This is a genomic window from Pseudomonas sp. K2I15 (assembly GCF_002204795.1).
Lineage (GTDB): Bacteria > Pseudomonadota > Gammaproteobacteria > Pseudomonadales > Pseudomonadaceae > Aquipseudomonas.
The window spans coordinates 135,894-161,429 of record NZ_NIXO01000006.1; the positions used below are offsets into that span (position 1 = coordinate 135,894).

Genomic DNA, 25,536 nt, shown 5'->3' on the forward strand with positions numbered 1-25,536 from the left:
TGTCTCCACGTTTTTAGACAGGATCACTATGCCGGCTTCATTCGTTCACCTGCGCCTGCACACTGAATACTCCCTGGTCGACGGCCTGGTACGGATCAAACCCCTGGTCAAAACCCTGGTGGGCATGAACATGCCTGCCGTGGCGGTGACCGACCAGAACAACATGTGTTCCCTGGTCAAGTTCTACAAGGCCGCCATGGGCGCCGGCATCAAGCCGATTTGCGGCGCCGACTTGTGGCTGTCGAACAAAGACCCGGATAACCCACTGAGCCGCATCAGCCTGTTGGCGATGAACGGCGTCGGTTATCGCAACCTCACCGAACTGATTTCCCGTGGTTTTATCGATGGCCAGCGCAACGGCTCGATCATCATCGAGCGCGAGTGGGTGGCTGAAGCCAGCGAAGGGCTGATCATGCTCTCGGCGGCCAAAGAGGGTGAAATCGGTATCGCGCTGTTGGGCGGCAATCCCCAGGAGGCGCAAGTGCTCGCCCGCGAGTGGATGGACGTCTTCCCCAACCGTTTCTACCTGGAAATCCAGCGCACCAACCGCCCCAACGATGAAGAGCAGTTGCACGCCGCCGTGGCCCTGGCTGAAAAGCTCGGCGCGCCGCTGGTCGCAACCAACGATGTGCGCTTTATCAAGAAGGAAGACTTCGAGGCCCACGAAACCCGCGTATGTATCGGCGAAGGCCGGGCGCTGGACGATCCGCGCCGCTCGAAAAACTACAGCGAAGAGCAGTACCTCAAAAGCGCCGATGAAATGGCCGAGCTGTTCAGCGACCTGCCTGAGGCCCTGGAAAACTCCGTCGAAATTGCCAAGCGCTGCAACATTGAAGTGAAGCTGGGCAAGCACTTCCTGCCCAACTTCCCGATTCCCGATGGCATGACCATCGATGAATACTTCCGCAAGGTCTCGTTTGACGGTCTGGAAGACCGTTTGAGCGTCCTGATGCCCAAGGACACCACTGAAGATTACGAAGCCAAGCGCCAGGTCTACGTCGACCGGCTGAATTTCGAGCTGGATATCATTATCCAGATGGGGTTCCCCGGTTACTTCCTGATCGTAATGGACTTTATCCAGTGGGCCAAAAGCAACGGCGTGCCGGTGGGCCCCGGCCGTGGGTCGGGTGCCGGGTCGCTGGTGGCCTATGTGCAGAAGATCACCGACCTCGACCCGCTGGAATATGACCTGCTGTTCGAACGTTTCCTTAACCCGGAACGGGTCTCGATGCCCGACTTCGACGTCGACTTCTGCATGGATGGTCGCGACCGGGTCATCGAATACGTGGCCGAGAAATACGGCCGCAACGCCGTAAGCCAGATCATCACATTCGGTTCCATGGCGGCGAAAGCGGTGATCCGTGACGTGGCCCGGGTGCAGGGCAAGTCCTACGGCTTGGCTGACCGCCTGTCGAAGATGATTCCGTTTGAAGTCGGCATGACCCTGGAAAAAGCCTACGAGCAGGAAGAAATCCTGCGGGACTTCATCAAGATCGATGAAGAAGCGGCCGAAATCTGGGACATGGCGCGCAAGCTCGAAGGCGTGGTGCGTAACGTCGGTAAACACGCCGGTGGTGTAGTAATCGCTCCTACCAAGCTGACCGACTTTTCGCCTATCTACTGCGATGAAGAAGGCGACGGCCTGGTCACCCAGTTCGACAAGGACGACGTGGAGGCGGCCGGCCTGGTGAAGTTCGACTTCCTCGGCCTGCGTACCCTGACGATCATCGACTGGGCGCTGAAGACCATCAACCGCGAGCGCGCGAAGATCGACGAGCCGCCGCTGGATATCGCCTTTATCCCGCTGGACGACAAACCGACGTACCAGTTGCTGCAAAAAGCCGAAACCACGGCGGTGTTCCAGCTTGAATCGCGCGGCATGAAAGAGCTGATCAAAAAGCTCAAGCCCGACTGCCTGGAAGACTTGATCGCACTGGTGGCCCTGTTCCGTCCGGGCCCGCTGCAATCGGGCATGGTGGATGACTTCATCAACCGCAAGCACGGGCGTGCCGAGCTGGCTTACCCGCACTCCGACTACCAGTACGAAGGCCTCAAGCCCGTATTGGCACCGACCTACGGCATCATCCTGTATCAAGAACAGGTAATGCAGATTGCCCAGGTCATGGCCGGCTACACCCTCGGCGGTGCGGACATGCTGCGTCGAGCCATGGGTAAGAAAAAGCCCGAGGAGATGGCCAAGCAGCGCGGCGGTTTCATTGAAGGTTGCGCCACCAACAACATCGACGCGGACCTGGCCGGTAACATTTTTGACCTGGTAGAGAAATTCGCCGGTTACGGCTTCAACAAATCCCACTCCGCTGCCTACGGCCTGGTGTCTTACCAGACCGCGTGGTTGAAAGCTCACTACCCGGCGCCGTTCATGGCCGCGGTACTCTCTGCGGATATGCACAACACCGACAAGGTCGTGACCTTGATCGAGGAAGTGCGCACCATGAAGCTGCGCCTCGATGCGCCGGACGTGAACACGTCCGAGTTCAAGTTCACGGTGAACGACGAAGGCCGCATCATTTATGGCCTCGGCGCGATCAAGGGCGTGGGCGAAGGCCCAGTGGAGGCGATTACCGAAGCGCGTCAGGACGGGCCGTTCAAGGACCTGTTCGACTTCTGCGCCCGGGTCGACCTCAAGCGCATCAACAAACGTACCCTCGACGGCTTGATCCGCAGCGGCGCCCTCGATCGCCTGGGCCCGTACTTCCACGACGAGCCGAAGGCTTACCAGGCCAACATCGACCGCAACCGCGCAGTGCTGCTGACCGCCATGGAAGAAGCGATCAAGGCTGCCGAGCAGACCGCGCGCACCCATGACAGCGGCCACGCCGACCTGTTTGGCGGGTTGTTCGTCGAAGAAGATGCCGACGTTTACGCTAATCACCGCAAGGCCAAGGACCTGACCCTCAAGGAACGCCTCAAGGGCGAGAAGGACACTTTGGGCCTGTACCTCACCGGTCACCCGATTGACGAATACGAAGGTGAAATCCGGCGTTTCGCCCGTCAGCGCATCATCGACCTGAAGCCGGCGCGCGATACCCAGACCGTCGCGGGCATGATCATTGCCCTGCGGGTGATGAAGAACAAAAAGGGCGACAAGATGGGTTTCATCACCCTCGACGACCGCTCGGGCCGGATCGAGGCCTCCTTGTTTGCCGATGCATTCCATTCCGCCCAGTCGCTGTTGCAGACTGACGCGATGGTGGTAGTGGAAGGGGAGGTCAGCAACGATGACTTCTCCGGCGGCCTGCGCCTGCGGATCAAGCGCGTGATGAGTATGGAAGATGCCCGTACCAACCTGGCTGAAAGCCTGCGTCTGAAAGTGCGCACCGATGCGCTCAAAGGCGATCAGCTACGCTGGTTGGGTGACTTGCTCAAGCGTCACCGCGGCGCATGCCCGGTGACCATGGAGTACACCGGCAACGATGCCAAGGCCATGCTGCAGTTCGGCGAAACCTGGAGAATCGACCCGGCGGATGGCTTGATTCAAGCATTGCGTGACCAGTTCGGGCGTGACAACGTCTTCCTCCAATACCGTTGACGGCCAGGCGATATCAAAACGCCTGATCTCGACCGAACATTTAATCTCGACCTAAACGCGCCTCTCCCTTAAGGTAGGGCGCGAATAGACAACCGGCTGGCCAGGCACTCCTTGGCCGTCGACCCAAGACGGACGCTTATGAACCCGAATTTTCTTGATTTCGAACAGCCGATCGCTGACCTGCAAGCCAAGATCGAAGAACTGCGCCTGGTCGGCAATGACAATTCGCTGAATATCGGCGATGAAATCTCTCGCCTGCAAGACAAGAGCAGCACGCTCACCGAAGACATCTTCGGCAAGCTGACCAGCTGGCAGATCGCGCGCCTGGCCCGCCACCCGCGCCGTCCATACACCCTGGACTACATCGACCACATCTTCACCGAGTTCGACGAACTGCACGGCGACCGACACTTCTCCGACGACGCAGCCATCGTGGGCGGTATCGCTCGCCTGGACGACCAGCCAGTGATGGTGATCGGTCACCAGAAAGGCCGTGAAGTGCGCGAGAAAGTTCGCCGCAACTTCGGCATGCCGCGCCCCGAAGGCTACCGCAAGGCTTGCCGCCTGATGGAAATGGCCGAGCGCTTCAAGATGCCGATCCTGACCTTCATCGACACCCCGGGCGCCTACCCGGGTATCGACGCTGAAGAGCGCAACCAGAGCGAAGCGATTGCCTGGAACCTGCGCGTGATGGCTCGCCTGAAGACGCCGATTATCGCTACCGTGATCGGTGAAGGCGGTTCCGGCGGTGCATTGGCTATTGGCGTCTGCGACCAGCTGAACATGCTGCAATATTCGACCTACGCGGTGATCTCGCCGGAAGGTTGCGCCTCGATCCTGTGGAAAACCGCCGAAAAAGCGCCGGATGCCGCTGAAGCCATGGGCATCACTGCTGATCGCCTGAAAGGCCTGGGTATCGTGGATAAAGTGATCGCCGAGCCATTGGGCGGCGCTCACCGTGACCCGGCTGCTGCTGCCGCGTCCATTCGTGCTGAACTCAGCTCGCAACTGGCGATGCTCAAGAAGTTCGACAACGAGGCGCTGCTGGCCCGTCGTTACGAGCGACTGATGAGCTACGGCCTCTAAGTCGACGCGGTACTAAAATGTGGGAGCGAGCTTGCTCGCGAAGGCGGTGGTTCAGTCAATATAGTTGGCGACTGACACACCGTATTCGCGAGCCAGCCCGCTCCCACATTTGCTTTGTGTATGCTGGGTTATCGCATTCCAGATTGATGGCGTACTTTGCTATGAAGCCCACCTTAACCGCCAAACTTCTGCAAGCCCTCGCGCCCTGGCGCAACGCCCCGGCCTGGCATATCGCCTTCTCCGGCGGTCTCGACTCCACCGTCCTGCTGCACCTTCTGGCCACTCTGGCCAAAACAGACAATCTCCCACCACTCAGTGCGCTGCATGTTCATCATGGGCTGCAAGCTGCGGCTGATGCGTGGCCGGCTCATTGCCAGGCCGTGTGCGACGCCTTGGGCGTGCCCCTGCAAGTGATCCGGGTGCAAGTGCAGCCTGGCGCAAGCCTGGAGCGTGCCGCCCGTGAGGCGCGGTATCAGGCGTTTGCCGAGGTCATTGGGGCAGGGGAGTTGCTACTCACGGGCCAGCACCGCGACGATCAGGCCGAAACCTTGTTGTTTCGCCTGTTGCGTGGGGCTGGTGTGCGTGGGCTGGCGGCAATGCCCGCGCAGCGTCCACTGGCGGGCGGCTATCTGGTGCGGCCTTTGCTGGATGTATCCCGCGCCGACCTGGAAACCTACGCCCGCGAGCAACAATTAACCTGGATTGAAGACCCGTCCAACGCTGATTCGCGTTTCTCGCGCAATTACCTGCGCCATCATGTTTTCCCGCAGCTGACCGAACGCTGGCCCCAGGCTGTCAGCACCATGGCACGCAGCGCCGAACATTTGAGTGAGGCCCGGGGCCTGCTCGACGAACTGGCGCAGATGGACCTGCTGGCCGCCAGCCAGCCCTCAATGTTTCCCTGGCTGGCGTTGCCGTCGCTGGCCCTTGAGCCGCTTTGCACGCTCTCCGAGGCGCGCCAGCGTAATGCGTTAAGGCACTGGCTGGCACCACTGACACGCTTGCCCGACAGCGAGCATTGGGCGGGCTGGCAGGCCTTGCGCGATGCCAAGGCAGACGCGCAGCCATTGTGGCGCCTGGCCGACGGTCAATTGCACCGTTGCGGTGGGCATATCTGGTGGTTACCCGCCAGTTGGTCGGAATTTTCTGACACATCGGTGAGCTGGTCACGCCCCGAAAACCCACTACAGTTACCCGGTAACGGCCAATTGCATTTCAGCGGCAGCGCACCCGAAGGTCATCTGAGCATCCGTTATCGCCAAGGCGGCGAAATCATGGAATTGCCAGGCCGGGGGCGGCGCGACCTGAAGCGGTTGCTTAACGAAAGTGCGATACCAGGCTTCATCCGTGGCAGATTGCCGCTGCTGTATCAGGGCCAACAATTGCTGGCTGCGGCCAACCTGCCGGGGCTTACAGCAGGTGGCCATGCCGGCTGGCAATTACATTGGATGCCACCAACCTGCGATCAAGGTTTGAGCTGATAGAGCCTTTCCGGTAGACTACGCTCCCTTCTTGATACAACTTCTGTGGATTCGCCTGAATCGCAGCAGTTGCCGATTACCAAGCAGTCTTTGCTGGGCGATTCCAAAAAATGTGTAGCGATCAACGTACCGGTGCTTCATTGCTGGTCTGTCACAACGCGGCGGTTTTTTTGAAAGGTGCACTGTGATTAATGCAGGTGATCGGGGGCTTCGGCCTTCCTTCGCTTTCCCCGGCGGCTCGGACCGCTTTAACGCAGACTTCTAGGGTTTTTCATGACGCGCTACATATTCGTCACGGGCGGTGTTGTTTCTTCATTGGGGAAAGGCATTGCCTCCGCTTCATTGGCGGCCATCCTGGAGGCGCGGGGACTTAAGGTCACCATGCTCAAGCTGGACCCGTACATCAACGTTGACCCGGGCACCATGAGCCCGTTCCAGCACGGTGAAGTGTTCGTCACCCACGACGGCGCCGAGACTGACCTGGACCTGGGCCACTACGAGCGGTTCATCCGCACGACCATGACCCAGAACAACAACTTCACCACCGGCCGTGTCTACGAGCACGTGCTGCGCAAGGAGCGCCGTGGTGACTACCTGGGTGCAACCATCCAGGTGATCCCGCACATCACCGACGAAATCAAGCGCCGCATCATCAAGGGTGCAGGCGATGCCGACGTGGCAATGGTCGAGATCGGTGGCACCGTAGGTGACATCGAATCCCAGCCGTTCCTCGAAGCCATCCGCCAGTTGCGTTTCGAAGTCGGCGCCAAGCGCGCGATGCTGATGCACCTGACACTGGTGCCGTACATCGCCACCGCCGGCGAAACCAAAACCAAGCCTACCCAGCACTCGGTCAAGGAACTGCGTTCCATCGGCCTGCAGCCGGACGTGCTGGTCTGCCGCTCCGACCACGCGATCGACATCGCCTCGCGTCGCAAGATCGCCCAGTTCACCAACGTTGAAGAACGTGCGGTGATTGCCCTGGAAGACGCCGACACCATCTACAAGATCCCGGGCATCCTGCATTCCCAGGGCCTGGATGATTTTGTCGTCGAGCGTTTCGGCCTGCAGTGTGGCGGCGCCGATCTGTCCGAGTGGGAAGCCGTGGTCGACGCCAAGCTCAACCCTGAGCATGAAGTGACCATCGCCATGGTCGGCAAGTACATGGAGCTGCTGGACGCCTACAAGTCGCTGATCGAAGCGATGAGCCACGCGGGCATCAGCAACCGTACCAAGGTCAACCTGCGCTACATCGACTCCGAAGACATCGAGAACCAGGGCACTGCGCTGCTGGAAGGCGTTGACGCCATCCTGGTTCCGGGCGGCTTCGGTCTGCGTGGCGTGGAAGGCAAGATCACGGCCGTTCAATACGCTCGTGAGAACAAGGTGCCGTACCTGGGCATCTGCCTGGGCATGCAAGTGGCGGTCATCGAGTTCGCCCGTAACGTGATGGGCTGGAAAGACGCCAACTCCACCGAGTTCGATCGCACCAGCGGCCACCCGGTCGTGGGCCTGATCACCGAGTGGGAAGATGCCACCGGCGCCGTTGAAACCCGTACTGAAACCTCCGACCTGGGCGGCACCATGCGCCTCGGCGCGCAGGATTGCCTGCTGGAACCGGGTTCCCTGGTTCACGATTGCTACGGCAAGGACGTGATCGTCGAGCGTCACCGTCACCGCTACGAAGTGAACAACAACCTGCTGCCGAAAATCATGGAAGCCGGCCTGAAAATCTCCGGTCGCTCCGGTGATGGCGCGCTGGTTGAAGTGGTTGAAGCACCGGATCATCCATGGTTCGTGGCTTGCCAGTTCCACCCGGAGTTCACCTCGACCCCGCGCGACGGTCACCCGTTGTTCAGCGGCTTCGTTAAAGCAGCACTGACGCAACATCAGAAGAAGGCGTAAACCTGATGGCCCAGAAGATCATTCGCGTAGGCGACATCGAGATTGCCAACGACAAGCCCATGGTGCTGTTCGGCGGCATGAACGTGCTGGAAAGCCGCGACATGGCGATGCAGGTCTGTGAAGAGTACGTGAAGGTGACCGAGAAACTCGGTATCCCTTACGTGTTCAAGGCCAGCTTCGACAAGGCCAACCGTTCGTCCGTGACCTCCTATCGCGGCCCGGGCCTTGAAGAAGGCATGCGGATCTTCCAGGACATCAAGCAAGCCTTCGGCGTGCCGATCATCACCGACGTCCACGAGCCGGAACAAGCGGCCGTGGTCGCCGAGGTGTGCGACATCATCCAGTTGCCGGCCTTCCTGTCGCGCCAGACCGACCTCGTGGTCGCCATGGCCAAGACCGGCGCGGTGATCAATATCAAGAAAGCCCAGTTCCTCGCGCCCCAGGAAATGAAACACATCCTGAGCAAGTGCGTAGAAGCGGGTAACGACCAGTTGATCCTCTGCGAGCGTGGTTCGAGCTTCGGCTACAACAACCTCGTGGTGGACATGCTCGGTTTCGGCATCATGAAACAGTTCGAATACCCGGTGTTCTTCGACGTGACCCACGCGCTGCAAATGCCCGGTGGTCGCGCCGATTCCGCTGGCGGGCGCCGTGCCCAGGTATTGGACCTGGCCAAGGCCGGCATCAGCCAGTCCCTGGCAGGCCTGTTCCTGGAAGCCCACCCAGACCCGGACAACGCCAAGTGCGACGGCCCATGCGCCCTGCGCCTGGACAAGCTGGAGCCATTCCTGGCCCAGTTGAAGCAGTTGGACGACCTGGTCAAGAGTTTTCCGACGGTAGAGACCGCGTAAGCGTCGTTTCTCCGGTAGACTTTCCCTCGTTTTACGCTCAGGCCCACGGGTCTGAGCCTTGTCGCCTGCAAGCCTGCCCCGTTGTTCCACCCTTGCGGTCGGTCAAAAGATTTCCTTCAGCTGCGTCGTTTTCGTCAACTTTGGAGTGTTTACAACAATGGCAAAAATCGTCGACATCAAAGGTCGTGAAGTTCTCGACTCCCGTGGCAACCCTACCGTCGAAGCCGACGTGCTTCTCGATAACGGCATCATCGGTAGCGCCTGCGCGCCGTCCGGTGCTTCCACAGGTTCCCGCGAAGCGCTGGAACTGCGTGATGGCGACAAGAGCCGTTACCTGGGCAAGGGTGTACTCAAGGCGGTCGCCAACATCAATGGCCCGATCCGTGACCTGCTGCTGGGCAAGGACCCTGTTGACCAGAAAGCCCTCGATCACGCGATGATCAAGCTCGACGGTACCGAAAACAAAGGCAGCCTGGGCGCCAACGCCATCCTCGCCGTGTCCCTGGCGGCTGCCAAGGCCGCTGCACAGGACCAGGACCTGCCGCTGTACGCCCACATCGCCAACCTGAACGGCACCCCGGGTGTTTACTCGATGCCGGTTCCGATGATGAACATCATCAACGGTGGCGAGCACGCTGATAACAACGTCGACATCCAGGAATTCATGGTTCAGCCGGTTGGCGCCAAGACCTTCTCCGAAGGCTTGCGCATGGGCACCGAGATTTTCCATCACCTCAAGGCTGTGCTGAAGGCCCGTGGCCTGAGCACTGCCGTGGGTGACGAAGGTGGTTTCGCGCCAAACCTGGCGTCCAACGAAGATGCACTGAAAGTGATCTCCGAAGCTGTGGCCAACGCTGGCTACAAGCTGGGCACCGACGTGACCCTGGCCCTGGACTGCGCGGCCAGCGAATTCTACGAAGACGGCAAATACAACCTGTCCGGTGAAGGCCACGTATTCACCTCCGAAGGTTTTGCTGACTACCTCAAAGGCCTGACCGAACGCTACCCGATCATCTCCGTTGAAGATGGCCTGGACGAGTCCGACTGGGCTGGCTGGAAGATCCTCACCGACAAGATCGGCGAGAAGATCCAACTGGTAGGCGACGACCTGTTCGTGACCAACACCAAGATCCTGAAAGAAGGCATTGACAAGAAGATTGCCAACTCGATCCTGATCAAGTTCAACCAGATCGGCACCCTGACCGAAACCCTGGAAGCCATCCAGATGGCCAAGGCTGCGGGCTACACCGCTGTGATCTCCCACCGCTCCGGCGAAACCGAAGACTCGACCATTGCCGACCTGGCCGTGGGCACTTCGGCAGGGCAGATCAAGACCGGTTCCCTGTGCCGGTCCGATCGCGTTTCCAAGTACAACCAATTGCTGCGTATCGAAGAGCAACTGGGCGGCAAAGCCAAATACAACGGTCGCAGCGAGTTTCGCGGCTGATTGTTAAATGGTAAAAGGTCAGCGGATTACGTCGGAAAAATCACGACAGCGTGAATTTCGACGCTAATCTCATGACTAACAAGCACAAGCCTGGTTATTCCAGGCTTCGTGCTATCAGTTGCTTTAAAAGTTTTGCATGGCTGTCTTTTTTCACTGGATACCCGATATTCGATGCGCAGTCCCAATTGGTTGTTCCTCGTCTTGCTCTTGCTGCTGGCTGGCCTGCAGTACCGCCTTTGGGTGGGGAATGGCAGCTTGGCGCAGGTCACCGAACTGACCCAGCAAATTGCCGCACAGCACGCCGAAAACGAGGTGTTGCTGGAGCGCAATCGCGTGCTCGATGCTGAAGTGCTTGAACTGAAAAAAGGCATGGAGACCGTTGAAGAACGGGCTCGTCATGAGTTGGGCATGGTCAAGGAGGGCGAGACCCTCTACCAGTTGGCCCAATGAGCATTCCGTCACCGGCCTTCTGGGCCGTGATTCCTGCCGCGGGCGTTGGTGCCCGTATGGCTGCCGACCGTCCCAAGCAATATCTGCAACTGGGCGGGCGCACTATTCTCGAACACAGCCTTGGCTGTTTCCTCGACCATCCGGACCTCAAGGGTTTGGTAGTCTGCGTTGCTGTTGATGACCCTTATTGGCCGACCCTGGCCTGCGCCACCGACCCGCGCATCGTGCGTGTGGACGGCGGCGAAGAGCGCTCGGGCTCGGTGCTCAACGCCTTGCTGTACCTGCATGGCCAGGGCGCCAGCGATGACGACTGGGTGCTCGTGCACGATGCGGCCCGACCGAACCTCAACCGCGATGACCTCGACAAGCTGCTCGGTGAGCTGGCCGGCGACGCTGTCGGCGGGCTGCTGGCGGTGCCGGCGCGGGATACCCTCAAGCGCGCCGACAAACACGGCCGCGTCCTTGAAACCGTTGACCGCAGCGAAATCTGGCAAGCCTACACACCGCAGATGTTCCGCCTCGGCGCCTTGCATCGGGCCCTGGCCGACAGCCTGGTGTCGGACGTGGTGATCACCGACGAAGCGTCAGCCATGGAATGGGCCGGGCACGCGCCACGCCTGATCGAAGGCCGTAGCGACAACATCAAGGTCACCCGCCCGGAAGACCTCGAATGGCTGCGCCAGCGCCGGGCTCATCAGCCGTCCTGACCTCTTCCATTCCGGGGCTGGCCTTGAGCCCGTCCACCAGCGCCTGAAGACTGCCGAAGGATTTATCGTCCACCGGCGACCCCGGGACCTGGACAGAAAACTTGCTGCCCTGTTGATTGACCCTGAAGCTCTGGATATCCCCGCGCCGTGAGCGGCGGTGGATCTGCGCTGCCGTCGTGGGCGTGGCCGCCGTGAGCATGAATTGGCCCGGTTTGGTCAGCAGGGTTTGCGGCGTTTTCGCTATCCAGCACTTTGCGGACGAAGTGATTGATGCGTTGGATCTGTCGGGCGTTGGCGCTCATGGGGTGGCCTGGCTGTGCAATGAAGGCCGCTATTTACGACCTTGTCGGCAATCACCAGGCGTTATTTATAGATAGACCGGGTTTTTACTCAGCCCGTCCTTGAGGAAATCCACGAGCTTTCGCACCTTCGGCGAAAGATGACGTTGTTGCGGATACAGCGCCCACACCGCGGTGTTGGGCGGTTGATGCGCCTCAAGCAAGGACACCAGGGTGCCGTTTTTCAGATGTTCCAGTACGTAGTAGTCGGGCAATTGGCACAAGCCGACCCCTTGCAAGGCGGCATCCAGCACCGCTTGCCCGCTGTTGCAACGCCAGTTTCCCTGCACCCTTTGGGAGAATTCCCGCCCGTCCTGCTCCAATTGCCAGATATCGGAACTGCCGATCAGGCAATTATGCCGGCTCAGTTCCGACAAACTGTGTGGGCGCCCATAACGTTCGAGGTAGGACGGCGACGCGCACAGGTACATGCGTCGCGGCGCCAGGCGGCTGGCAACCATGCGTGAGTCGGAAAGCCGCCCGAGGCGAATCGCCAGGTCCAGGCCTTCGTGAACCAGGTCCAACTGGCGGTTGCTCAGCTCAACGTCCACCCGCAATTGGGGGTACAGCCCCATGAATCGTGTTACCAAGGGCACGATAAACCGTTCGCCGTAGGCCACCGCGCAGGTCATGCGCAACATGCCTTTTGGCTCACTGGCCAGGTCGCCCACCGCGCGCAAGGCTTCCTCGCGGCCATCCTGCAAGCGCTGGCAATGTTGCAGGAAGGTCTGGCCGGCCTCCGTCAGCGTCACCCGTCGTGTACTGCGATACAACAAGCGGGTTTGCAGGCGTTCTTCGAGGCGCGCGACCTGGCGACTGATATGCGAGGACGACACCCCTAGGCGTTCGGCGGCCGCCGTAAATTGGCTGCACTCAGCCACAGCAACGAACTCGTCGATGCCTTCCCAGCGGTTTTCCAACATGCTTATTATCCCTGGACAGCAATAATGTTTTGCTTTGGCTTGGATTATTAATCAACTGGTGATGTTTTACACTGTCGATCTTACGTTTTTAACCCCATGGAGAAACCGGATGATCAAGTCCCGCGCGGCCGTAGCCTTCGAAGCCAAGAAACCTCTCGAGATCGTTGAAGTGGATGTGGCCATGCCCAAGGCTGGCGAAGTGCTGTTGCGGGTGGTGGCCTCCGGCGTTTGCCATACCGATGCGTACACGCTGTCGGGCGCTGACCCGGAAGGCATCTTCCCGTCGATCCTCGGTCACGAAGGCGGCGCCGTGGTTGAAGCCATCGGCGAAGGCGTGACGTCGGTGGCAGTGGGCGACCATGTGATCCCGCTGTACACCCCAGAATGCGGCAAGTGCAAATTCTGCCTGTCGGGCAAGACCAACCTCTGCCAGGCCATTCGTGCGACCCAGGGCAAAGGCCTGATGCCGGACGGCACTTCGCGCTTTTCCTACAAGGGCCAGCCGATTTTTCACTACATGGGCACCTCGACCTTCTCCGAATACACCGTGCTGCCGGAAATCTCCGTGGCCAAGATTCCTAAAGAAGCGCCGCTGGAAAAAGTCTGCCTGCTGGGCTGTGGCGTCACCACCGGCATCGGTGCGGTGATCAACACCGCCAAGGTCAAGCCGGGCGACACCGTGGCCATCTTCGGCCTGGGCGGCATCGGCCTGTCGGCGGTGATCGGCGCGGTGAAAGCCAAGGCCGGCCGCATCATTGCCGTTGACATTAACCCGGCCAAGTTTGAAATCGCCAAGCAACTGGGCGCCACCGACTGCATCAACCCGAAAGACTACGATCGCCCGATCCAGGACGTAATCGTCGATTTGACCGATGGCGGCGTCGACTTTTCCTTCGAGTGCATCGGCAACGTTCAACTGATGCGTGCGGCCCTTGAGTGCTGCCACAAAGGGTGGGGCGAGTCGGTGATCATCGGCGTGGCCGGTGCTGGCCAGGAAATCTCTACCCGTCCGTTCCAACTGGTGACTGGCCGCGTCTGGCGCGGTTCGGCGTTTGGTGGCGTGCGTGGTCGCAGCGAATTGCCAAGCTACGTGGAAATGGCCCAGACCGGCGAAATCCCGCTGGATACCTTCATCACCCACACCATGGGCCTGGAAGATATCAACAAGGCGTTTGACCTGATGCATGAAGGCAAGAGCATCCGTACCGTCATTCACTTCTGAGGTCGGCCATGAGTCTGGAAAACCTGTCGTGCCAGAAAAGCTTCGGCGGCTGGCACAAACGCTACAAGCACCATTCCGACGTACTCGGCTGCGACATGACGTTCGCCGTGTACCTGCCGCCGCAAGCGGAGCAGGGCGGCAAGTTGCCGGTGCTGTACTGGCTGTCGGGGCTGACCTGCACCGATGAGAACTTCATGCAGAAGGCCGGCGCCCAGCGCATGGCGGCCGAGCTGGGGTTGATCATCGTGGCGCCAGACACCAGCCCGCGCGGGCCCGGTGTGCCGGGTGACCCGGACAACGCCTGGGACTTTGGCCTCGGCGCCGGCTTCTACCTGAACGCCACCCAGGAACCCTGGGCCCAGCACTATCGGATGCATGACTACGTGGTGCAGGAATTGCCGGCATTGGTCGAGGCGCATTTCCCGGCTTCGGCCAAACGCGGGATCAGCGGCCACTCCATGGGCGGTCATGGCGCGCTGGTGTGTGCCTTGCGCAACCCGGGGCGCTATCAGTCGGTGTCGGCGTTCTCGCCGATCAACAACCCGATGGATTGCCCGTGGGGCCAGAAGGCGTTCTCGCGCTACCTCGGCGAAGAACGCTCGAAATGGCGCGAATGGGACGCCTGCGTGTTGATCAGCGAAGCCTCGGAAAAGCTGCCATTGCTGGTAGACCAAGGCGATCGCGACGATTTCCTCGCCGTGCAGCTTAAGCCTGAGGCCTTGCAGCAAGCGGCCAAGGCGGCCAACCATCCGCTGGAGCTACGCCTGCAACCGGGGTATGACCACAGCTACTTCTTTATCGCCAGCTTTATCGAAGACCATTTACGCCATCATGCACGCGCTTTGCTCGGTTAATGTGAGGCAAAAGTAGGTAGAATCACGCCCTGAATTAAATCGGGGCGTTTTTTTATGCGTATTGGCCACGGCTATGATGTGCACCGTTTCGCCGAAGGCGATTTCATCACCCTGGGCGGCGTGCGGATCGCGCACCACCACGGGTTGCTGGCTCATTCCGACGGCGACGTTGTGCTGCATGCCTTGAGTGACGCCTTGCTCGGCGCCGCTGCGTTGGGCGACATCGGCAAACACTTTCCGGACACCGACCCGACGTTCAAGGGCGCGGACAGCCGCGTGCTGCTGCGTCACGTGGTCGGTTTGATCCACGCCAAGGGCTGGAAGGTCGGCAACGTCGACAACACCATCGTCGCCCAGGCGCCAAAGATGGCCCCGCATATCGAATCGATGCGCGCGCTGATTGCCGCGGATCTTCAAGTTGAGTTGGATCAAGTGAACGTAAAAGCCACCACCACCGAAAAGCTCGGGTTTACCGGTCGCGAAGAGGGCATTGCCGTGCACTCCGTTGCCTTGTTGCTGCGCGCATGAATGATCTGCAACTGCTGGGCCCGCGTGCCTATGGCGAGGCCCTGGGCAGCGCCGTTCTGAAGGCTACCGCTGAAGACTTCCAGGTGGATGAAGTGCTGGATATCCCGCTGACCGGCGAGGGTGAACACCTGTGGTTGTGGGTGGAAAAGCGCGGCCTGAATACCGAAGAAGCCGCGCGGCGGATTGCCAAGGCGGCGGGTGTGTCGTTGCGCACCGTCAGCTACGCCGGGCTCAAGGACCGCCAGGCGCTGACCCGCCAGTGGTTCAGCGTGCAGTTGCCGGGCAAGGCTGATCCGGATCTGAGTGGGGCGGAAAACGACACCCTGAAGATCCTCAAGACCGGCCGCCACAAGCGCAAGCTGCAGCGCGGCGCGCATTCGGCCAACGGTTTTACCTTGCGCCTGACCCAGTTTGCCGGCGATGCCGCTGCCATCGAAGCGCGCCTGCAACTGATCGCCAAACAAGGTATCCCCAACTATTTTGGCACCCAGCGTTTCGGCCATAACGGCGGCAACGTCGTCGATGCCCGCGACTGGGCCGCGCGCAAGGCCTTGCCGGAGCAGCGCAATGTGCGTTCGCGCCTGCTCTCGACGGCGCGCAGCTTCCTGTTCAATAAAGTGTTGGCGGCGCGGGTGGCCGACGGTTCCTGGCAGCGCGCTCAGGTCGGCGACTTACTGGCGTTTACCGACAGCCGCAGCTTTTTCCCGGCGGGGGAGGCTGAATGCAGCGACCCGCGCCTGGCGATCCTGGACCTGCATCCCACCGGGCCGCAGTGGGGCGAGGGCGATTCGCCTGCCGCCGGTGCTACGCATGCGTTGGAACAGGCGATCGCCGACGGTGAAGCCGACCTGCGCGATTGGCTGGTGAATGCCGGCATGAGCCAGGAACGTCGCATTCTTCGACTGCCCATTGGCGGGTTGACGTGGCATTATCCCGAACCTGACATTCTGCAATTGGAATTCGTCCTGCCGGCTGGATGCTTCGCCACTGTCTTGGTGCGCGAGCTTGTAGATCTGGTGCCGGTGGGGCAGACGGACAGCCCATGCGTATTCTGATATCTAACGACGACGGGGTCACCGCACCCGGCCTTGCCGCGCTTCATGCTGCGCTGGCGGATTACGCCGAGTGCGTAGTGGTTGCCCCGGACCAGGACAAAAGCGGCGCCAGCAGCTCGCTGACGCTCGACCGTCCGTTGCATACACAGACGTTGCCCAACGGCTTTATCAGCGTGAACGGCACGCCGACCGACTGCGTGCACCTGGCAATCAACAGCTTGCTGGAGCGCGAGCCGGACCTGGTGGTTTCCGGGATCAACCTGGGCGCCAACCTGGGCGATGACGTGCTGTATTCCGGCACTGTGGCGGCGGCCCTTGAAGGGCGCTTCCTCGGTCGGACCTCGTTCGCCTTTTCGTTTGCTTCCCGTCAATTGGACAACCTGGCGACCGCGGCGTATTTCGCCCGCAAGCTGGTGCAAGCCCATGACACATTGGTCTTGCCGCCGCGCACGGTGCTCAACGTCAATATCCCCAACCTGCCCCTGGACCATATTCGCGGCATCCAGCTGACCCGTCTGGGCCATCGTGCCCGTGCGAAAGCGCCGCTGAAGGTGGTCGACCCGCGTGGCAAGGAGGGTTATTGGATCGCCGCTGCCGGCGATGCCGAAGACGGCGGCGAGGGCACGGACTTTCATGCGGTGATGCAAGGTTATGTCTCGATTACCCCGTTGCAACTTGATCGCACCTTCAGTGATGCCTTCAGTAGCCTCGATGGCTGGCTGGAGGGGCTGCGCTGATGGCTCGTGAACAAGACGACCTGCTGCGCCGGGGCATCGGGATGACCTCCCAGCGCACCCGCGAGCGTTTGATCCAGCGCCTGTATGAAGAAGGGCTGTCCAACGCCCAGGTGCTGGAAGTCATCCGGCGTACCCCGCGTCATCTGTTTGTCGATGAAGCCCTGGCGCACCGCGCCTATGAAGACACGGCCTTGCCCATCGGCCACAACCAGACCATCTCCCAGCCTTATATGGTGGCGCGGATGAGTGAACTGCTGCTGGCGGCAGGCCCGCTGGATAAGGTGCTGGAAATCGGTACCGGCTCCGGCTACCAGACGGCCGTGTTGTCGCAGTTGGTGGAACGGGTGTTTTCCGTCGAGCGCATCAAGGTTCTGCAGGACCGGGCCAAGGAACGCCTGGTGGAGTTGAACCTGCGTAACGTGGTGTTCCGTTGGGGCGATGGGTGGGAAGGCTGGCCGGCGCTGGCGCCGTACAACGGCATCATTGTCACCGCCGTTGCGACCGATGTGCCCCAGGCCTTGCTCGACCAACTGGCGCCCGGTGGGCGGCTGGTGATTCCGGTGGGCTCCGGCGAAGTGCAACAATTAATGTTGATCATTCGCGAGGAAGAAGGCTTTTCCCGGCATGTGCTTGGCGCCGTGCGTTTTGTGCCGTTGCTTAACGGTCCACTGGCCTGATCAATTATTCCTGTGCACTGAATTCTATTGCCGGGTATGTGTCTTACGGCGGGGTCTATTGAGTCAACATGATCAGCCGTAGGAATTAAACATGGTGAATTTTTCTTTAGAATCGTGTTTCCAGTAAAAATCCAACGGCCAGTTATACTTGCGTCATATTTCAAGCCTGATACAGGCGTTCATAGTCAGCCACCACAAAGGGAGCGGCGGGTGAGTCTCACGGTCATTGCACAGCGTATGAGTCAAACAAGCTTTCAGCGACTGGTGATTGGCCTTGTCTTGAGTTCCTTGTTGGCGGCTTGCTCAAGTACGCCATCCGGTGCGCGGGTGGTTGATCGCAATAATGCGGTACCGCAAAAACCTACCGTTACCACCGGGCAATATGTAGTGCGCAAGGGCGATACGATGTTCTCGATCGCCTTCCGTTATGGGTGGGATTACAAAGCGCTGGCCGCCCGTAACAACATTCCTGTGCCTTATACGATACATCCGGGTCAGACGATCCGTTTCGATGGGCGAACCGGTTCAGCACCGACCGCCGTTGTCACAAATACGGCGTCGTCGCCGTCGTCGTCGAGCAAAACTACAATCATCACCCGGCCTGCAGGCACCGCCGCGCCTAGCGTTGCGAGCAAACCGGCACCTGCGCCACTGCCGCCCGCAGGGCCTGCACCGACCGGTTGGGGATGGCCTTCAAATGGTGTTTTAATTGGAAAATTCTCTTCAAACGGTAGTTTGAATAAAGGCATTGATATCGCCGGGGATTTGGGACAGCCTGTTTTGGCTGCGTCTGATGGGACAGTGGTGTACGCCGGGAGTGGTTTACGGGGCTACGGCGAGCTGGTCATCATCAAACACAGCGATACCTACGTTAGTGCCTACGGTCACAACCGCAGGCTGTTGGTTCGGGAGGGACAGCAGGTCAAAGTCGGACAGACAATTGCCGAAATGGGGTCAACTGGTACAGACCGGGTGAAACTGCACTTTGAGATTCGCCGCCAAGGGAAGCCTGTTGATCCGCTGCAATTCCTTCCCCGTCGTTGATGTGTTGTTACCAGCCTGTTCCCTCACGTAGAAGGAACAGGCTCCAGCGTTGCCAAGGATAAAGGCGTCGCTTGAGCTTGAGGTCGAACTCACCAAAGGACTATAACAATGGCTCTCAGTAAAGAAGCGCCGGAGTTTGACATCGACGATGAGGTTCTCCTTATGGAGACTGTCATCGATACGGAATCGATGTCGAATGAGGGACCTGCTGTACCTTCAGTTCGCACCAAGTCCAAAAACTCCACCGCGTTAAAGCAACACAAATACATTGATTACACGCGGGCGCTCGACGCGACCCAGTTGTACCTCAATGAAATCGGCTTTTCCCCTCTGCTCACTCCCGAAGAAGAAGTCTTTTTTGCGCGCTTGTCGCAAAAGGGCGATCCGGCTGGGCGCAAGCGCATGATTGAAAGCAACCTGCGACTGGTGGTGAAAATCGCCCGACGCTATGTTAATCGTGGGCTGTCCCTGTTGGACTTGATCGAGGAAGGCAATCTCGGCCTGATCCGGGCGGTGGAGAAGTTCGACCCAGAGCGGGGCTTCCGCTTTTCGACCTACGCCACCTGGTGGATTCGTCAGACCATCGAACGGGCGATCATGAATCAAACCCGAACGATCCGGCTGCCGATCCATGTGGTCAAGGAGCTCAACGTCTACCTGCGGGCGGCGCGTGAGCTGACACAAAAACTCGATCATGAACCTTCGCCTGAAGAAATCGCCAACCTGCTGGAAAAACCGGTGGGAGAGGTCAAGCGCATGCTCGGTCTCAATGAGCGGGTGTCTTCAGTCGATGTCTCGCTGGGTCCGGATTCGGATAAAACCCTGCTGGACACCCTGACCGATGATCGTCCTACGGACCCTTGTGAGTTGCTGCAGGACGACGATCTGTCGCAAAGCATCGACCAGTGGCTCTCGGAGCTGACGGACAAACAGCGTGAGGTGGTGATTCGCCGCTTCGGGCTGCGTGGCCACGAAAGCAGCACCCTGGAGGATGTTGGCCTGGAGATTGGCTTGACCCGTGAGCGGGTGCGGCAGATCCAGGTAGAGGGCCTCAAGCGCTTGCGTGAGATCCTGGAGAAGAATGGCCTGTCGAGCGAGTCGTTGTTTCAGTAACGACCTGTAGGCAGCTATGAAAACGCCCGGTGCATGTGAATGCACCGGGCGTTTTGATTTGTGCCGATCATTCCCACGCGGAGCGCGGTAACGAGCGGGCACAAAAAAGCCCCGCTTTTAAGGGCGGGGCTTTTCGACTAAATCAGTACAAGTTAGATAACTTGAACTTCTTCAGCTTGCATGCCTTTCTGACCGCGGGTAGCGATGAAAGAAACCTGTTGGCCTTCTTTCAGGCTTTTGAAGCCGTCGGATTGGATAGCTTTGAAGTGAACGAACAGGTCGTCACCGGATTGTGGAGTGATGAAGCCGAAGCCTTTTTCATCGTTGAACCACTTAACGGTACCAGTTTGGCGATTAGACATGGTGTATCTCCTTGGACAAAGTTAACTGCGACTCAGGAAAAGCCCTGGCCGAGACTGAGTGCAAAGAGCAGGAAAAATTCTTGGAGATGGTTGGATCGAAATTCAACATATCGTGTAGAGATTCTCAGTGACACAAGCAGCACAGTGGCGCCACCTTAACCCTTTTTCCGGAACGTGCCAATGGTATTTCCGAAGGTTTCTCTATTTTCGTGACTGGCGGCAGCCTGATACCGCACCAACATCCCCTAATTGAAGGTGCGCCCCGCCCAGCAGGGGCTGCACGGCGGCAAGAAAAACAGCCGCCCCTTTGAACCACGGGGCCAGCCCCGGTAAGATGCCCAACAGAATTTTTTCACCTCGCTATTCAGGACACCCGCCATGAGCATCAAATCGGACAAGTGGATTCGCCGCATGGCGCAAGAGCACGGCATGATCGAGCCCTTCGTGGAGCGCCAGATGCGCGGCGAAGGCGCTGAGCGGCTGATTTCGTTCGGGGTTTCCAGCTACGGCTACGATGTACGCTGCGCCGATGAGTTCAAGGTGTTCACCAACATCAACTCGGCGACCGTCGATCCGAAAAACTTCGACGAAAAAAGCTTCGTCGACGTCAAGAGCGACGTCTGCATCATCCCGCCAAACTCCTTTGCGCTGGCGCGCACCGTCGAGTTCTTCCGCATCCCGCGCAACGTCCTGACCATCTGCCTGGGCAAAAGCACCTACGCGCGCTGCGGCATCATCGTCAACGTGACGCCGCTTGAGCCGGAATGGGAAGGGCACGTGACCCTGGAGTTCTCCAACACCACCACCTTGCCGGCGAAAATCTACGCCAACGAAGGCGTGGCACAGATGCTGTTCTTCGAATCCGACGAAGAGTGCGAAGTGTCCTATAAGGACCGTGGCGGCAAGTATCAGGGCCAGCGCGGCGTCACTCTCCCACGTACCTGATTGAATCGTCTTACAGGCTAAGGGAATTTGTCAGCGGGCAGGCACTCTATTGGGTGTACTGCCCCGACGCGTGCACAACGCGCCGGGCCACGCTTGAGGAGTCCCCTATGAAGCTCGATCCGCGAATCAGCGCCGAACTCGCCCGGCTTGAACCCAACCAGATTGGTGTTTTGGCCTGGTCCTTGATGGCCGATCCCGCCGCAGGCGGCATTCCCGGCCAGCCCGGCCCCGATGATCCCTGGCCCAACCAGCCTGAAGAACCGGGTGAGCCCACTCTCCCAGACGAACCGCCTCCCGCCCCCGTGGCTTGATTTCCCGCACTTGTCGCCAATGGTCAGTTGCTCAACGCACTGGCCATACTTCGTGGTCTGCGATCACAAATATCTGGCTGTCTTTTTCCTGAGTCACGGCATAACCCCCCGTAAATGCTCCGAACGCGGGCAACAGGCTGACCTGGGTGCCAAGCAGGAAGCACGGCAGGCGCAAGCTTTGCCGGCCCTTGCCCCGCAGGCGATACACCGGATGCACGTGCCCGGCCAGTACATGGTGGCTCGCATGGGCGTCCGGTTCGTGCTGCAAGGCAAACGGCCCCATTAGCAGCGGTTCGGGCACCACCTCAATGTTCAGATCCCCAGGCGGGTCGCCTGCGCGTTTGTCGTGATTGCCGCGAATCAGCGTCAGCTCGACACCAGAATGACGCTCACGCCAGGCTCTGAGGGCGTTCAGGGTGCCACTGGCGTGAGAGCCGGGCCCATGGAGAAAATCGCCGAGAAAGATCACCTGCGCGCACGGGAAAGCCGTCAGCAGCCGGTCCAGGCGCTGAAGGTTATCCGTCGTCGTGCCCTGTGGCACCGGCTGGCCCAGGCTGCGATAGGCCGATGCCTTGCCAAAATGCGCATCGGCGATCAGCAGGCACTTTCTCGCGGGCCAATAGACTGCCTTGTCCGCCAGCAACCACAGCTCTTCGTCTGCCAGAGGTATCGGGTAATGAGCGGGCATCAGTTCTTCCCGTTATCGGCGACTTTTTCCAAGTCCTTGACCATCCGCGCAATACGCTCCGAGAGCTTTTCCGAACTCAGGCTTTCCCGAAAACGCTCCACCAGTAGCGGAAAGGCCAGTGGCGTAGGTCGTTTGATGCGATGCAGGTCCAGTTTCAATCCCGACAAGTGGCGCAACGTCTCTTCCAACCGACGAATATCCAACTCTTCGCGCAGGACTTCTTCCCCGGCCTGGGTCAGCAACAGGTTTTGCGGGTCGTACTGTTTGAACACTTCAAAGAACAAACCGCTGGAGGCCTGAACCTGACGCGTACTTTTCGGCGCCCCTGGGTAGCCGGCGAACACCAGCCCGGCGATCCGTGCGATCTCACGAAAGCGCCGCAGGGCCAGCTCACCGGCATTCAGGCTCGCTATCACGTCATCCAGCAGATGATCCGCACTCAGCAATTGCCCGTTCAATAACTCAGGCCAATCCATCTCGGTCGCGCTTAGCAGTTCCAGCCCGTAATCATTGACCGCAATCGAAAACGTCACCGCCTGTTGCTGGCTGACCCGCCAAGCCAGCAGGCTTGCCAACCCCAAGTGCACCTGGCGCCCGGCGAACGGATACAGAAACAGGTGCCAGCCTTCCCGGGACTTCAGCGCCTCGGCCAGCAAATGCTCGCGGGTCGGCAGCCCGGACCAGCGCAACTGGGTTTCCAGCAACGGTTGCACCGCTTGCATCTCCGGGCCGAGGAATTGACCGTGGGCGGCCGCATCAAAGCGCTCGACCACCGCCTGGGCCAGCTCGTTGGAAAGCGGCATACGTCCACCATTCCAGCGCGGTACGGCGGCCTTTTTCGCGGTACTGCGCCGTACATAAGCGGTCATGTTTTCCACCCGCACCAATTCCAGCAAACGCCCGGCGAACAGGAAGCCATCTCCTGGCTTCAGGCGCGCAATAAAGCCTTCCTCGACACTGCCCAGGGTCTTGCCGCCGCCGCCCTTGCTCCAGAATTTCAGCTGGATGCTGGCGTCGCTGACGATCGTGCCCACGCTCATGCGATGGCGTCGCGCCAGCCGCGCATCGGGCACGTGCCAAACGCCGTGTTCGTCTGGCTCAACCCGGCGATAATCCGGGTAGGCGGTCAGCGACAGGCCGCCATGGCGCACGAAACCCAGGGCCCACGCCCAATCCGCGTCGCTCAGGTCACGATAGGCCCAGGCTGTACGTACCTCCGCCAGCAGCGCATCCGGCACAAAGCCGCCGCCCAGCGCCATGCTCACCAGATGCTGCACCAGCACGTCCAGGGGCTTTTGGGGCGATTGACGGGCTTCGATGCGCCGCTGGGCAATCGCATCCTGCGCGGCAGCCGCCTCCACCAGTTCCAGGCTGTGAGTTGGCACCAGCGTCACCCGCGACGGTCGTCCCGGCGCATGGCCAGAGCGCCCGGCGCGTTGCATCAGGCGGGCTACACCCTTGGCCGAGCCGATTTGCAGCACCCGTTCCACCGGCAGAAAATCCACCCCCAAGTCCAGGCTGGAGGTACACACCACCGCCTTCAGTTGCCCATCCTTCAAGGCGCGCTCGACCCAATCGCGTGTCTCCCGGGAAAGCGAGCCGTGGTGCAGGGCAATCACTCCGGCCCAGTCGGGGCGAGCGTCGAGCAAGGCCTGGTACCAGATCTCTGATTGCGCGCGCGTGTTGGTAAATACCAGGCAACTGCTGCTGGCATCGACCTCGGCGACCACCTGCGGGAGCATTTTCAGGCCGATATGGCCGGCCCATGGGAAGCGCTCGATCACCGGTGGCAGGAGGGTGTCTACCTGCAATTGTTTAGTGGTTTGGCCTTGGATGTTGATCCCGGCGCCTTGTGGGATCAACACCTCCAGCGCGTGGGCTTGATTGCCCAAGGTTGCGGAAATGCCCCACACAATAAGATCAGGGTGCCATTGCCGCAGGCGGGCGAGGGCGAGTTGCAGTTGCACGCCGCGTTTGTTGCCGATCAGTTCGTGCCATTCGTCCACTACCACCATGCGCAGATGGGACAGGCTGGTTTGGCTGTCGGCGCGGGCGAGCATCAGCGTCAGGCTTTCCGGGGTGGTGATCAGGGTGGTGGGCAGGCGGCGGCTCTGGCGGGCGCGCTCGCTGTTGCTGGTGTCGCCGGTGCGCAGGCCGACGCTCCAGGGGATGTTCAGGGATTGGAGCGGTGCTTCAAGGGCGCGTGCGGTGTCGGCGGCCAGGGCGCGCATGGGGGTTATCCACAGGACTGTCAGCGGCTCGGCGGGTGCTTTGCGTTTACGGGGAGTGTCTTCGGTGATGGCGAAGCGGTTGAGGGCGGCGAGCCACAGTGCGTAGGTTTTCCCGGCGCCGGTGCTGGCGTGGAGCAGTCCCGATTGGCCTTCTTTGACTGCCTTCCATACGTGTTTCTGGAAGGCGAACGGGGTCCAGCCCTTGGTGGTGAACCAGTCTTTGGCGAAGTTGGGGGATTTGGCCATGCTTGGGGCTCTGGGGGTGTATTTCAGAGACCTTTGCGGTGGGGGAAAGGTTTAACTGCGATTGGCAGGGGGGCCCGTGCCGGGCTGACCATCTCATTAGGGCTCTGCCCCGCCTGTCGGCGCCTCGCTTAGGCTCGGCGTTCCCGAACAAAGGCACCGCGAAGCGGGCCGCCGCGCTGGGCCATCCTTGGCCCAGCGCGGCTAAACCGGCGTCCTGCCGGTTTACCTGCTCCGCAATACCTGCGTTCGGTCTCGGGCTGAATGGAGCAGGCAGATCAAAATCAACAGCAAAAGCACAGCGGCCTACCGGCCGGCTTGAGTGTTAGAAGCAAGGGCCAGATCCAGAGCGAAAGCAGAGCTGCTTTTCTGTGGGAGCGGGCTTGCTCGCGAAAAACCCGAGAACGCCGCGTTGAATCAGGATGCCAACGTCATCGTTAACGACCTTCGCGAGCAAGCCCGCTCCCACATTTGAACCGTGCCCGCTTTAGCTTTTGATTTTGCTTCACCACACTCAAGCCGGCCTGTAGGCCGCTGTGCTCTTGCTTTTGATCTTGATCTTAGGCGCCCCGTTAAACCACGCTGGCCGAACGCAGGTAGTACGGAGCGGGTAAACCGGCAGGACGCCGGTTTAGCCGCGACGGGGCAGGGACGCCCCGTCGCGGCGGCCCGCGCAGTAATACCGGAGAGAGGGCACACCGAGCCCAAGCGAGGTGCCGAGTGGTGGGGCAAGAGCGTTTTGCTTACTTTTGCGCTTTTCAAAAGTGAGCCGCTGTAAGAGCGGAACC

22 protein-coding genes are annotated in these 25,536 nt (G+C 60.1%); 18 read left to right on the forward strand and 4 right to left on the reverse strand.

What is annotated here, in order from left to right; translation table 11 throughout:
* The first annotated feature begins 28 nt into the window (after nt 1-28).
* The 8 genes from dnaE to ispD all read left to right on the forward strand — a co-directional run bounded on the left by dnaE (nt 29) and on the right by ispD (nt 11,477).
* The gene (gene dnaE / locus CEC48_RS06640; protein WP_088423010.1) at nt 29-3,550 is read left to right on the forward strand and encodes a DNA polymerase III subunit alpha; all 3,522 of its coding nucleotides are present in this window, start codon (nt 29-31) and stop codon (nt 3,548-3,550) included.
* Between the two features lie 138 nt (nt 3,551-3,688).
* Nucleotides 3,689-4,636 (forward strand): acetyl-CoA carboxylase carboxyltransferase subunit alpha, encoded by a 948-nt coding sequence (locus CEC48_RS06645; RefSeq protein ID WP_088423011.1) that lies wholly within the window; start codon nt 3,689-3,691, stop codon nt 4,634-4,636.
* Nucleotides 4,637-4,797: 161 nt separating this feature from the next.
* Nucleotides 4,798-6,117, forward strand: coding sequence for a tRNA lysidine(34) synthetase TilS (gene tilS, locus CEC48_RS06650; RefSeq protein WP_088423012.1), 1,320 nt, complete (start codon nt 4,798-4,800; stop codon nt 6,115-6,117).
* 273 nt (nt 6,118-6,390) lie between these two features.
* The gene (locus tag CEC48_RS06655) at nt 6,391-8,022 is read left to right on the forward strand and encodes a CTP synthase (protein ID WP_076015820.1); all 1,632 of its coding nucleotides are present in this window, start codon (nt 6,391-6,393) and stop codon (nt 8,020-8,022) included.
* Nucleotides 8,023-8,027: 5 nt separating this feature from the next.
* Nucleotides 8,028-8,873 carry a 3-deoxy-8-phosphooctulonate synthase gene (gene kdsA / locus CEC48_RS06660; RefSeq protein WP_088423013.1) on the forward strand — a complete coding sequence of 282 codons (846 nt, stop codon included), beginning with the start codon at nt 8,028-8,030 and terminating at the stop codon, nt 8,871-8,873.
* Nucleotides 8,874-9,030: 157 nt separating this feature from the next.
* Nucleotides 9,031-10,320 (forward strand): phosphopyruvate hydratase, encoded by a 1,290-nt coding sequence (eno, locus tag CEC48_RS06665; RefSeq protein ID WP_088423014.1) that lies wholly within the window; start codon nt 9,031-9,033, stop codon nt 10,318-10,320.
* A gap of 171 nt (nt 10,321-10,491) precedes the next feature.
* Nucleotides 10,492-10,770: a cell division protein FtsB gene (gene ftsB, locus CEC48_RS06670; protein ID WP_003219292.1), complete on the forward strand. Its 279-nt coding sequence runs from the start codon at nt 10,492-10,494 to the stop codon at nt 10,768-10,770.
* Entirely contained in the window at nt 10,767-11,477 is a 711-nt protein-coding gene (gene ispD / locus CEC48_RS06675) for a 2-C-methyl-D-erythritol 4-phosphate cytidylyltransferase (protein WP_088423015.1), read from the forward strand. Before ftsB ends, ispD begins: the two co-directional genes overlap by 4 nt.
* A gap of 367 nt (nt 11,478-11,844) precedes the next feature.
* On the opposite strand, the gene CEC48_RS06680 is transcribed toward ispD, so the two are convergent.
* Nucleotides 11,845-12,738, reverse strand: coding sequence for a LysR substrate-binding domain-containing protein (locus CEC48_RS06680; RefSeq protein ID WP_088423016.1), 894 nt, complete (start codon nt 12,736-12,738; stop codon nt 11,845-11,847).
* A 109-nt stretch (nt 12,739-12,847) separates the two neighbouring features.
* Between CEC48_RS06680 and CEC48_RS06685 the strand changes: the two genes are divergently transcribed.
* The 8 genes from CEC48_RS06685 (at nt 12,848) to rpoS (ending at nt 19,968) form a co-directional block, all read left to right on the forward strand.
* Entirely contained in the window at nt 12,848-13,960 is a 1,113-nt protein-coding gene (locus tag CEC48_RS06685; RefSeq protein ID WP_088423017.1) for an S-(hydroxymethyl)glutathione dehydrogenase/class III alcohol dehydrogenase, read from the forward strand.
* An 8-nt stretch (nt 13,961-13,968) separates the two neighbouring features.
* The gene (fghA, locus tag CEC48_RS06690; RefSeq protein ID WP_088423018.1) at nt 13,969-14,814 is read left to right on the forward strand and encodes an S-formylglutathione hydrolase; all 846 of its coding nucleotides are present in this window, start codon (nt 13,969-13,971) and stop codon (nt 14,812-14,814) included.
* 54 nt (nt 14,815-14,868) lie between these two features.
* Complete coding sequence (gene ispF / locus CEC48_RS06695) at nt 14,869-15,342, forward strand: 2-C-methyl-D-erythritol 2,4-cyclodiphosphate synthase (protein WP_010176739.1); 474 nt, start codon at nt 14,869-14,871, stop codon at nt 15,340-15,342.
* Nucleotides 15,339-16,397 (forward strand): tRNA pseudouridine(13) synthase TruD, encoded by a 1,059-nt coding sequence (truD, locus tag CEC48_RS06700; protein WP_088423019.1) that lies wholly within the window; start codon nt 15,339-15,341, stop codon nt 16,395-16,397. The genes ispF and truD overlap by 4 nt, the downstream gene beginning before the upstream one ends.
* Nucleotides 16,385-17,134: a 5'/3'-nucleotidase SurE gene (surE, locus tag CEC48_RS06705; RefSeq protein ID WP_088423020.1), complete on the forward strand. Its 750-nt coding sequence runs from the start codon at nt 16,385-16,387 to the stop codon at nt 17,132-17,134. Before truD ends, surE begins: the two co-directional genes overlap by 13 nt.
* 41 nt (nt 17,135-17,175) lie before the next feature.
* Entirely contained in the window at nt 17,176-17,811 is a 636-nt protein-coding gene (locus CEC48_RS06710) for a protein-L-isoaspartate(D-aspartate) O-methyltransferase (protein WP_010176736.1), read from the forward strand.
* A gap of 210 nt (nt 17,812-18,021) precedes the next feature.
* Nucleotides 18,022-18,855, forward strand: a complete 834-nt coding sequence (locus CEC48_RS06715; RefSeq protein ID WP_088423021.1) for a peptidoglycan DD-metalloendopeptidase family protein — start codon at nt 18,022-18,024, stop codon at nt 18,853-18,855.
* A 108-nt stretch (nt 18,856-18,963) separates the two neighbouring features.
* On the forward strand, nt 18,964-19,968 hold the full coding sequence (rpoS, locus tag CEC48_RS06720; protein WP_088423022.1) for an RNA polymerase sigma factor RpoS: 1,005 nt from the start codon (nt 18,964-18,966) through the stop codon (nt 19,966-19,968).
* Nucleotides 19,969-20,120: 152 nt separating this feature from the next.
* Here the strand turns inward: rpoS and CEC48_RS06725 are convergent, their stop codons facing one another.
* Entirely contained in the window at nt 20,121-20,330 is a 210-nt protein-coding gene (locus CEC48_RS06725; protein ID WP_002554837.1) for a cold-shock protein, read from the reverse strand.
* Nucleotides 20,331-20,708: 378 nt separating this feature from the next.
* Here CEC48_RS06725 and dcd point away from each other — a divergent pair, with 378 nt between their 5' ends.
* Nucleotides 20,709-21,275, forward strand: a complete 567-nt coding sequence (gene dcd, locus CEC48_RS06730; RefSeq protein ID WP_003219273.1) for a dCTP deaminase — start codon at nt 20,709-20,711, stop codon at nt 21,273-21,275.
* Between the two features lie 107 nt (nt 21,276-21,382).
* Complete coding sequence (locus CEC48_RS06735) at nt 21,383-21,586, forward strand: hypothetical protein (protein WP_088423023.1); 204 nt, start codon at nt 21,383-21,385, stop codon at nt 21,584-21,586.
* Between the two features lie 31 nt (nt 21,587-21,617).
* On the opposite strand, the gene pdeM is transcribed toward CEC48_RS06735, so the two are convergent.
* Entirely contained in the window at nt 21,618-22,274 is a 657-nt protein-coding gene (pdeM, locus tag CEC48_RS06740; protein WP_088423024.1) for a ligase-associated DNA damage response endonuclease PdeM, read from the reverse strand.
* The gene (locus tag CEC48_RS06745) at nt 22,274-24,751 is read right to left on the reverse strand and encodes a ligase-associated DNA damage response DEXH box helicase (protein WP_088423025.1); all 2,478 of its coding nucleotides are present in this window, start codon (nt 24,749-24,751) and stop codon (nt 22,274-22,276) included. Before CEC48_RS06745 ends, pdeM begins: the two co-directional genes overlap by 1 nt.
* Nucleotides 24,752-25,536 lie beyond the last annotated feature (785 nt).

Bases quoted from the DNA above. Each gene is read 5' to 3' on its own strand.
- CEC48_RS06645 (WP_088423011.1), top strand. From the start codon at position 3,689: ATGAACCCGAATTTTCTTGATTTCGAACAGCCGATCGCTGACCTGCAA.
- CEC48_RS06735 (WP_088423023.1), top strand. From the start codon at position 21,383: ATGAAGCTCGATCCGCGAATCAGCGCCGAACTCGCCCGGCTTGAACCC.
- kdsA (WP_088423013.1), top strand. From the start codon at position 8,028: ATGGCCCAGAAGATCATTCGCGTAGGCGACATCGAGATTGCCAACGAC.
- dnaE (WP_088423010.1), top strand. From the start codon at position 29: ATGCCGGCTTCATTCGTTCACCTGCGCCTGCACACTGAATACTCCCTG.
- eno (WP_088423014.1), top strand. From the start codon at position 9,031: ATGGCAAAAATCGTCGACATCAAAGGTCGTGAAGTTCTCGACTCCCGT.
- CEC48_RS06685 (WP_088423017.1), top strand. From the start codon at position 12,848: ATGATCAAGTCCCGCGCGGCCGTAGCCTTCGAAGCCAAGAAACCTCTC.
- CEC48_RS06710 (WP_010176736.1), top strand. From the start codon at position 17,176: ATGACCTCCCAGCGCACCCGCGAGCGTTTGATCCAGCGCCTGTATGAA.
- surE (WP_088423020.1), top strand. From the start codon at position 16,385: ATGCGTATTCTGATATCTAACGACGACGGGGTCACCGCACCCGGCCTT.
- CEC48_RS06680 (WP_088423016.1), bottom strand. From the start codon at position 12,738: ATGTTGGAAAACCGCTGGGAAGGCATCGACGAGTTCGTTGCTGTGGCT.
- CEC48_RS06725 (WP_002554837.1), bottom strand. From the start codon at position 20,330: ATGTCTAATCGCCAAACTGGTACCGTTAAGTGGTTCAACGATGAAAAA.
- truD (WP_088423019.1), top strand. From the start codon at position 15,339: ATGAATGATCTGCAACTGCTGGGCCCGCGTGCCTATGGCGAGGCCCTG.
- tilS (WP_088423012.1), top strand. From the start codon at position 4,798: ATGAAGCCCACCTTAACCGCCAAACTTCTGCAAGCCCTCGCGCCCTGG.
- ispF (WP_010176739.1), top strand. From the start codon at position 14,869: ATGCGTATTGGCCACGGCTATGATGTGCACCGTTTCGCCGAAGGCGAT.
- fghA (WP_088423018.1), top strand. From the start codon at position 13,969: ATGAGTCTGGAAAACCTGTCGTGCCAGAAAAGCTTCGGCGGCTGGCAC.
- ftsB (WP_003219292.1), top strand. From the start codon at position 10,492: ATGCGCAGTCCCAATTGGTTGTTCCTCGTCTTGCTCTTGCTGCTGGCT.
- pdeM (WP_088423024.1), bottom strand. From the start codon at position 22,274: ATGCCCGCTCATTACCCGATACCTCTGGCAGACGAAGAGCTGTGGTTG.
- CEC48_RS06745 (WP_088423025.1), bottom strand. From the start codon at position 24,751: ATGGCCAAATCCCCCAACTTCGCCAAAGACTGGTTCACCACCAAGGGC.
- rpoS (WP_088423022.1), top strand. From the start codon at position 18,964: ATGGCTCTCAGTAAAGAAGCGCCGGAGTTTGACATCGACGATGAGGTT.
- dcd (WP_003219273.1), top strand. From the start codon at position 20,709: ATGAGCATCAAATCGGACAAGTGGATTCGCCGCATGGCGCAAGAGCAC.
- CEC48_RS06655 (WP_076015820.1), top strand. From the start codon at position 6,391: ATGACGCGCTACATATTCGTCACGGGCGGTGTTGTTTCTTCATTGGGG.
- ispD (WP_088423015.1), top strand. From the start codon at position 10,767: ATGAGCATTCCGTCACCGGCCTTCTGGGCCGTGATTCCTGCCGCGGGC.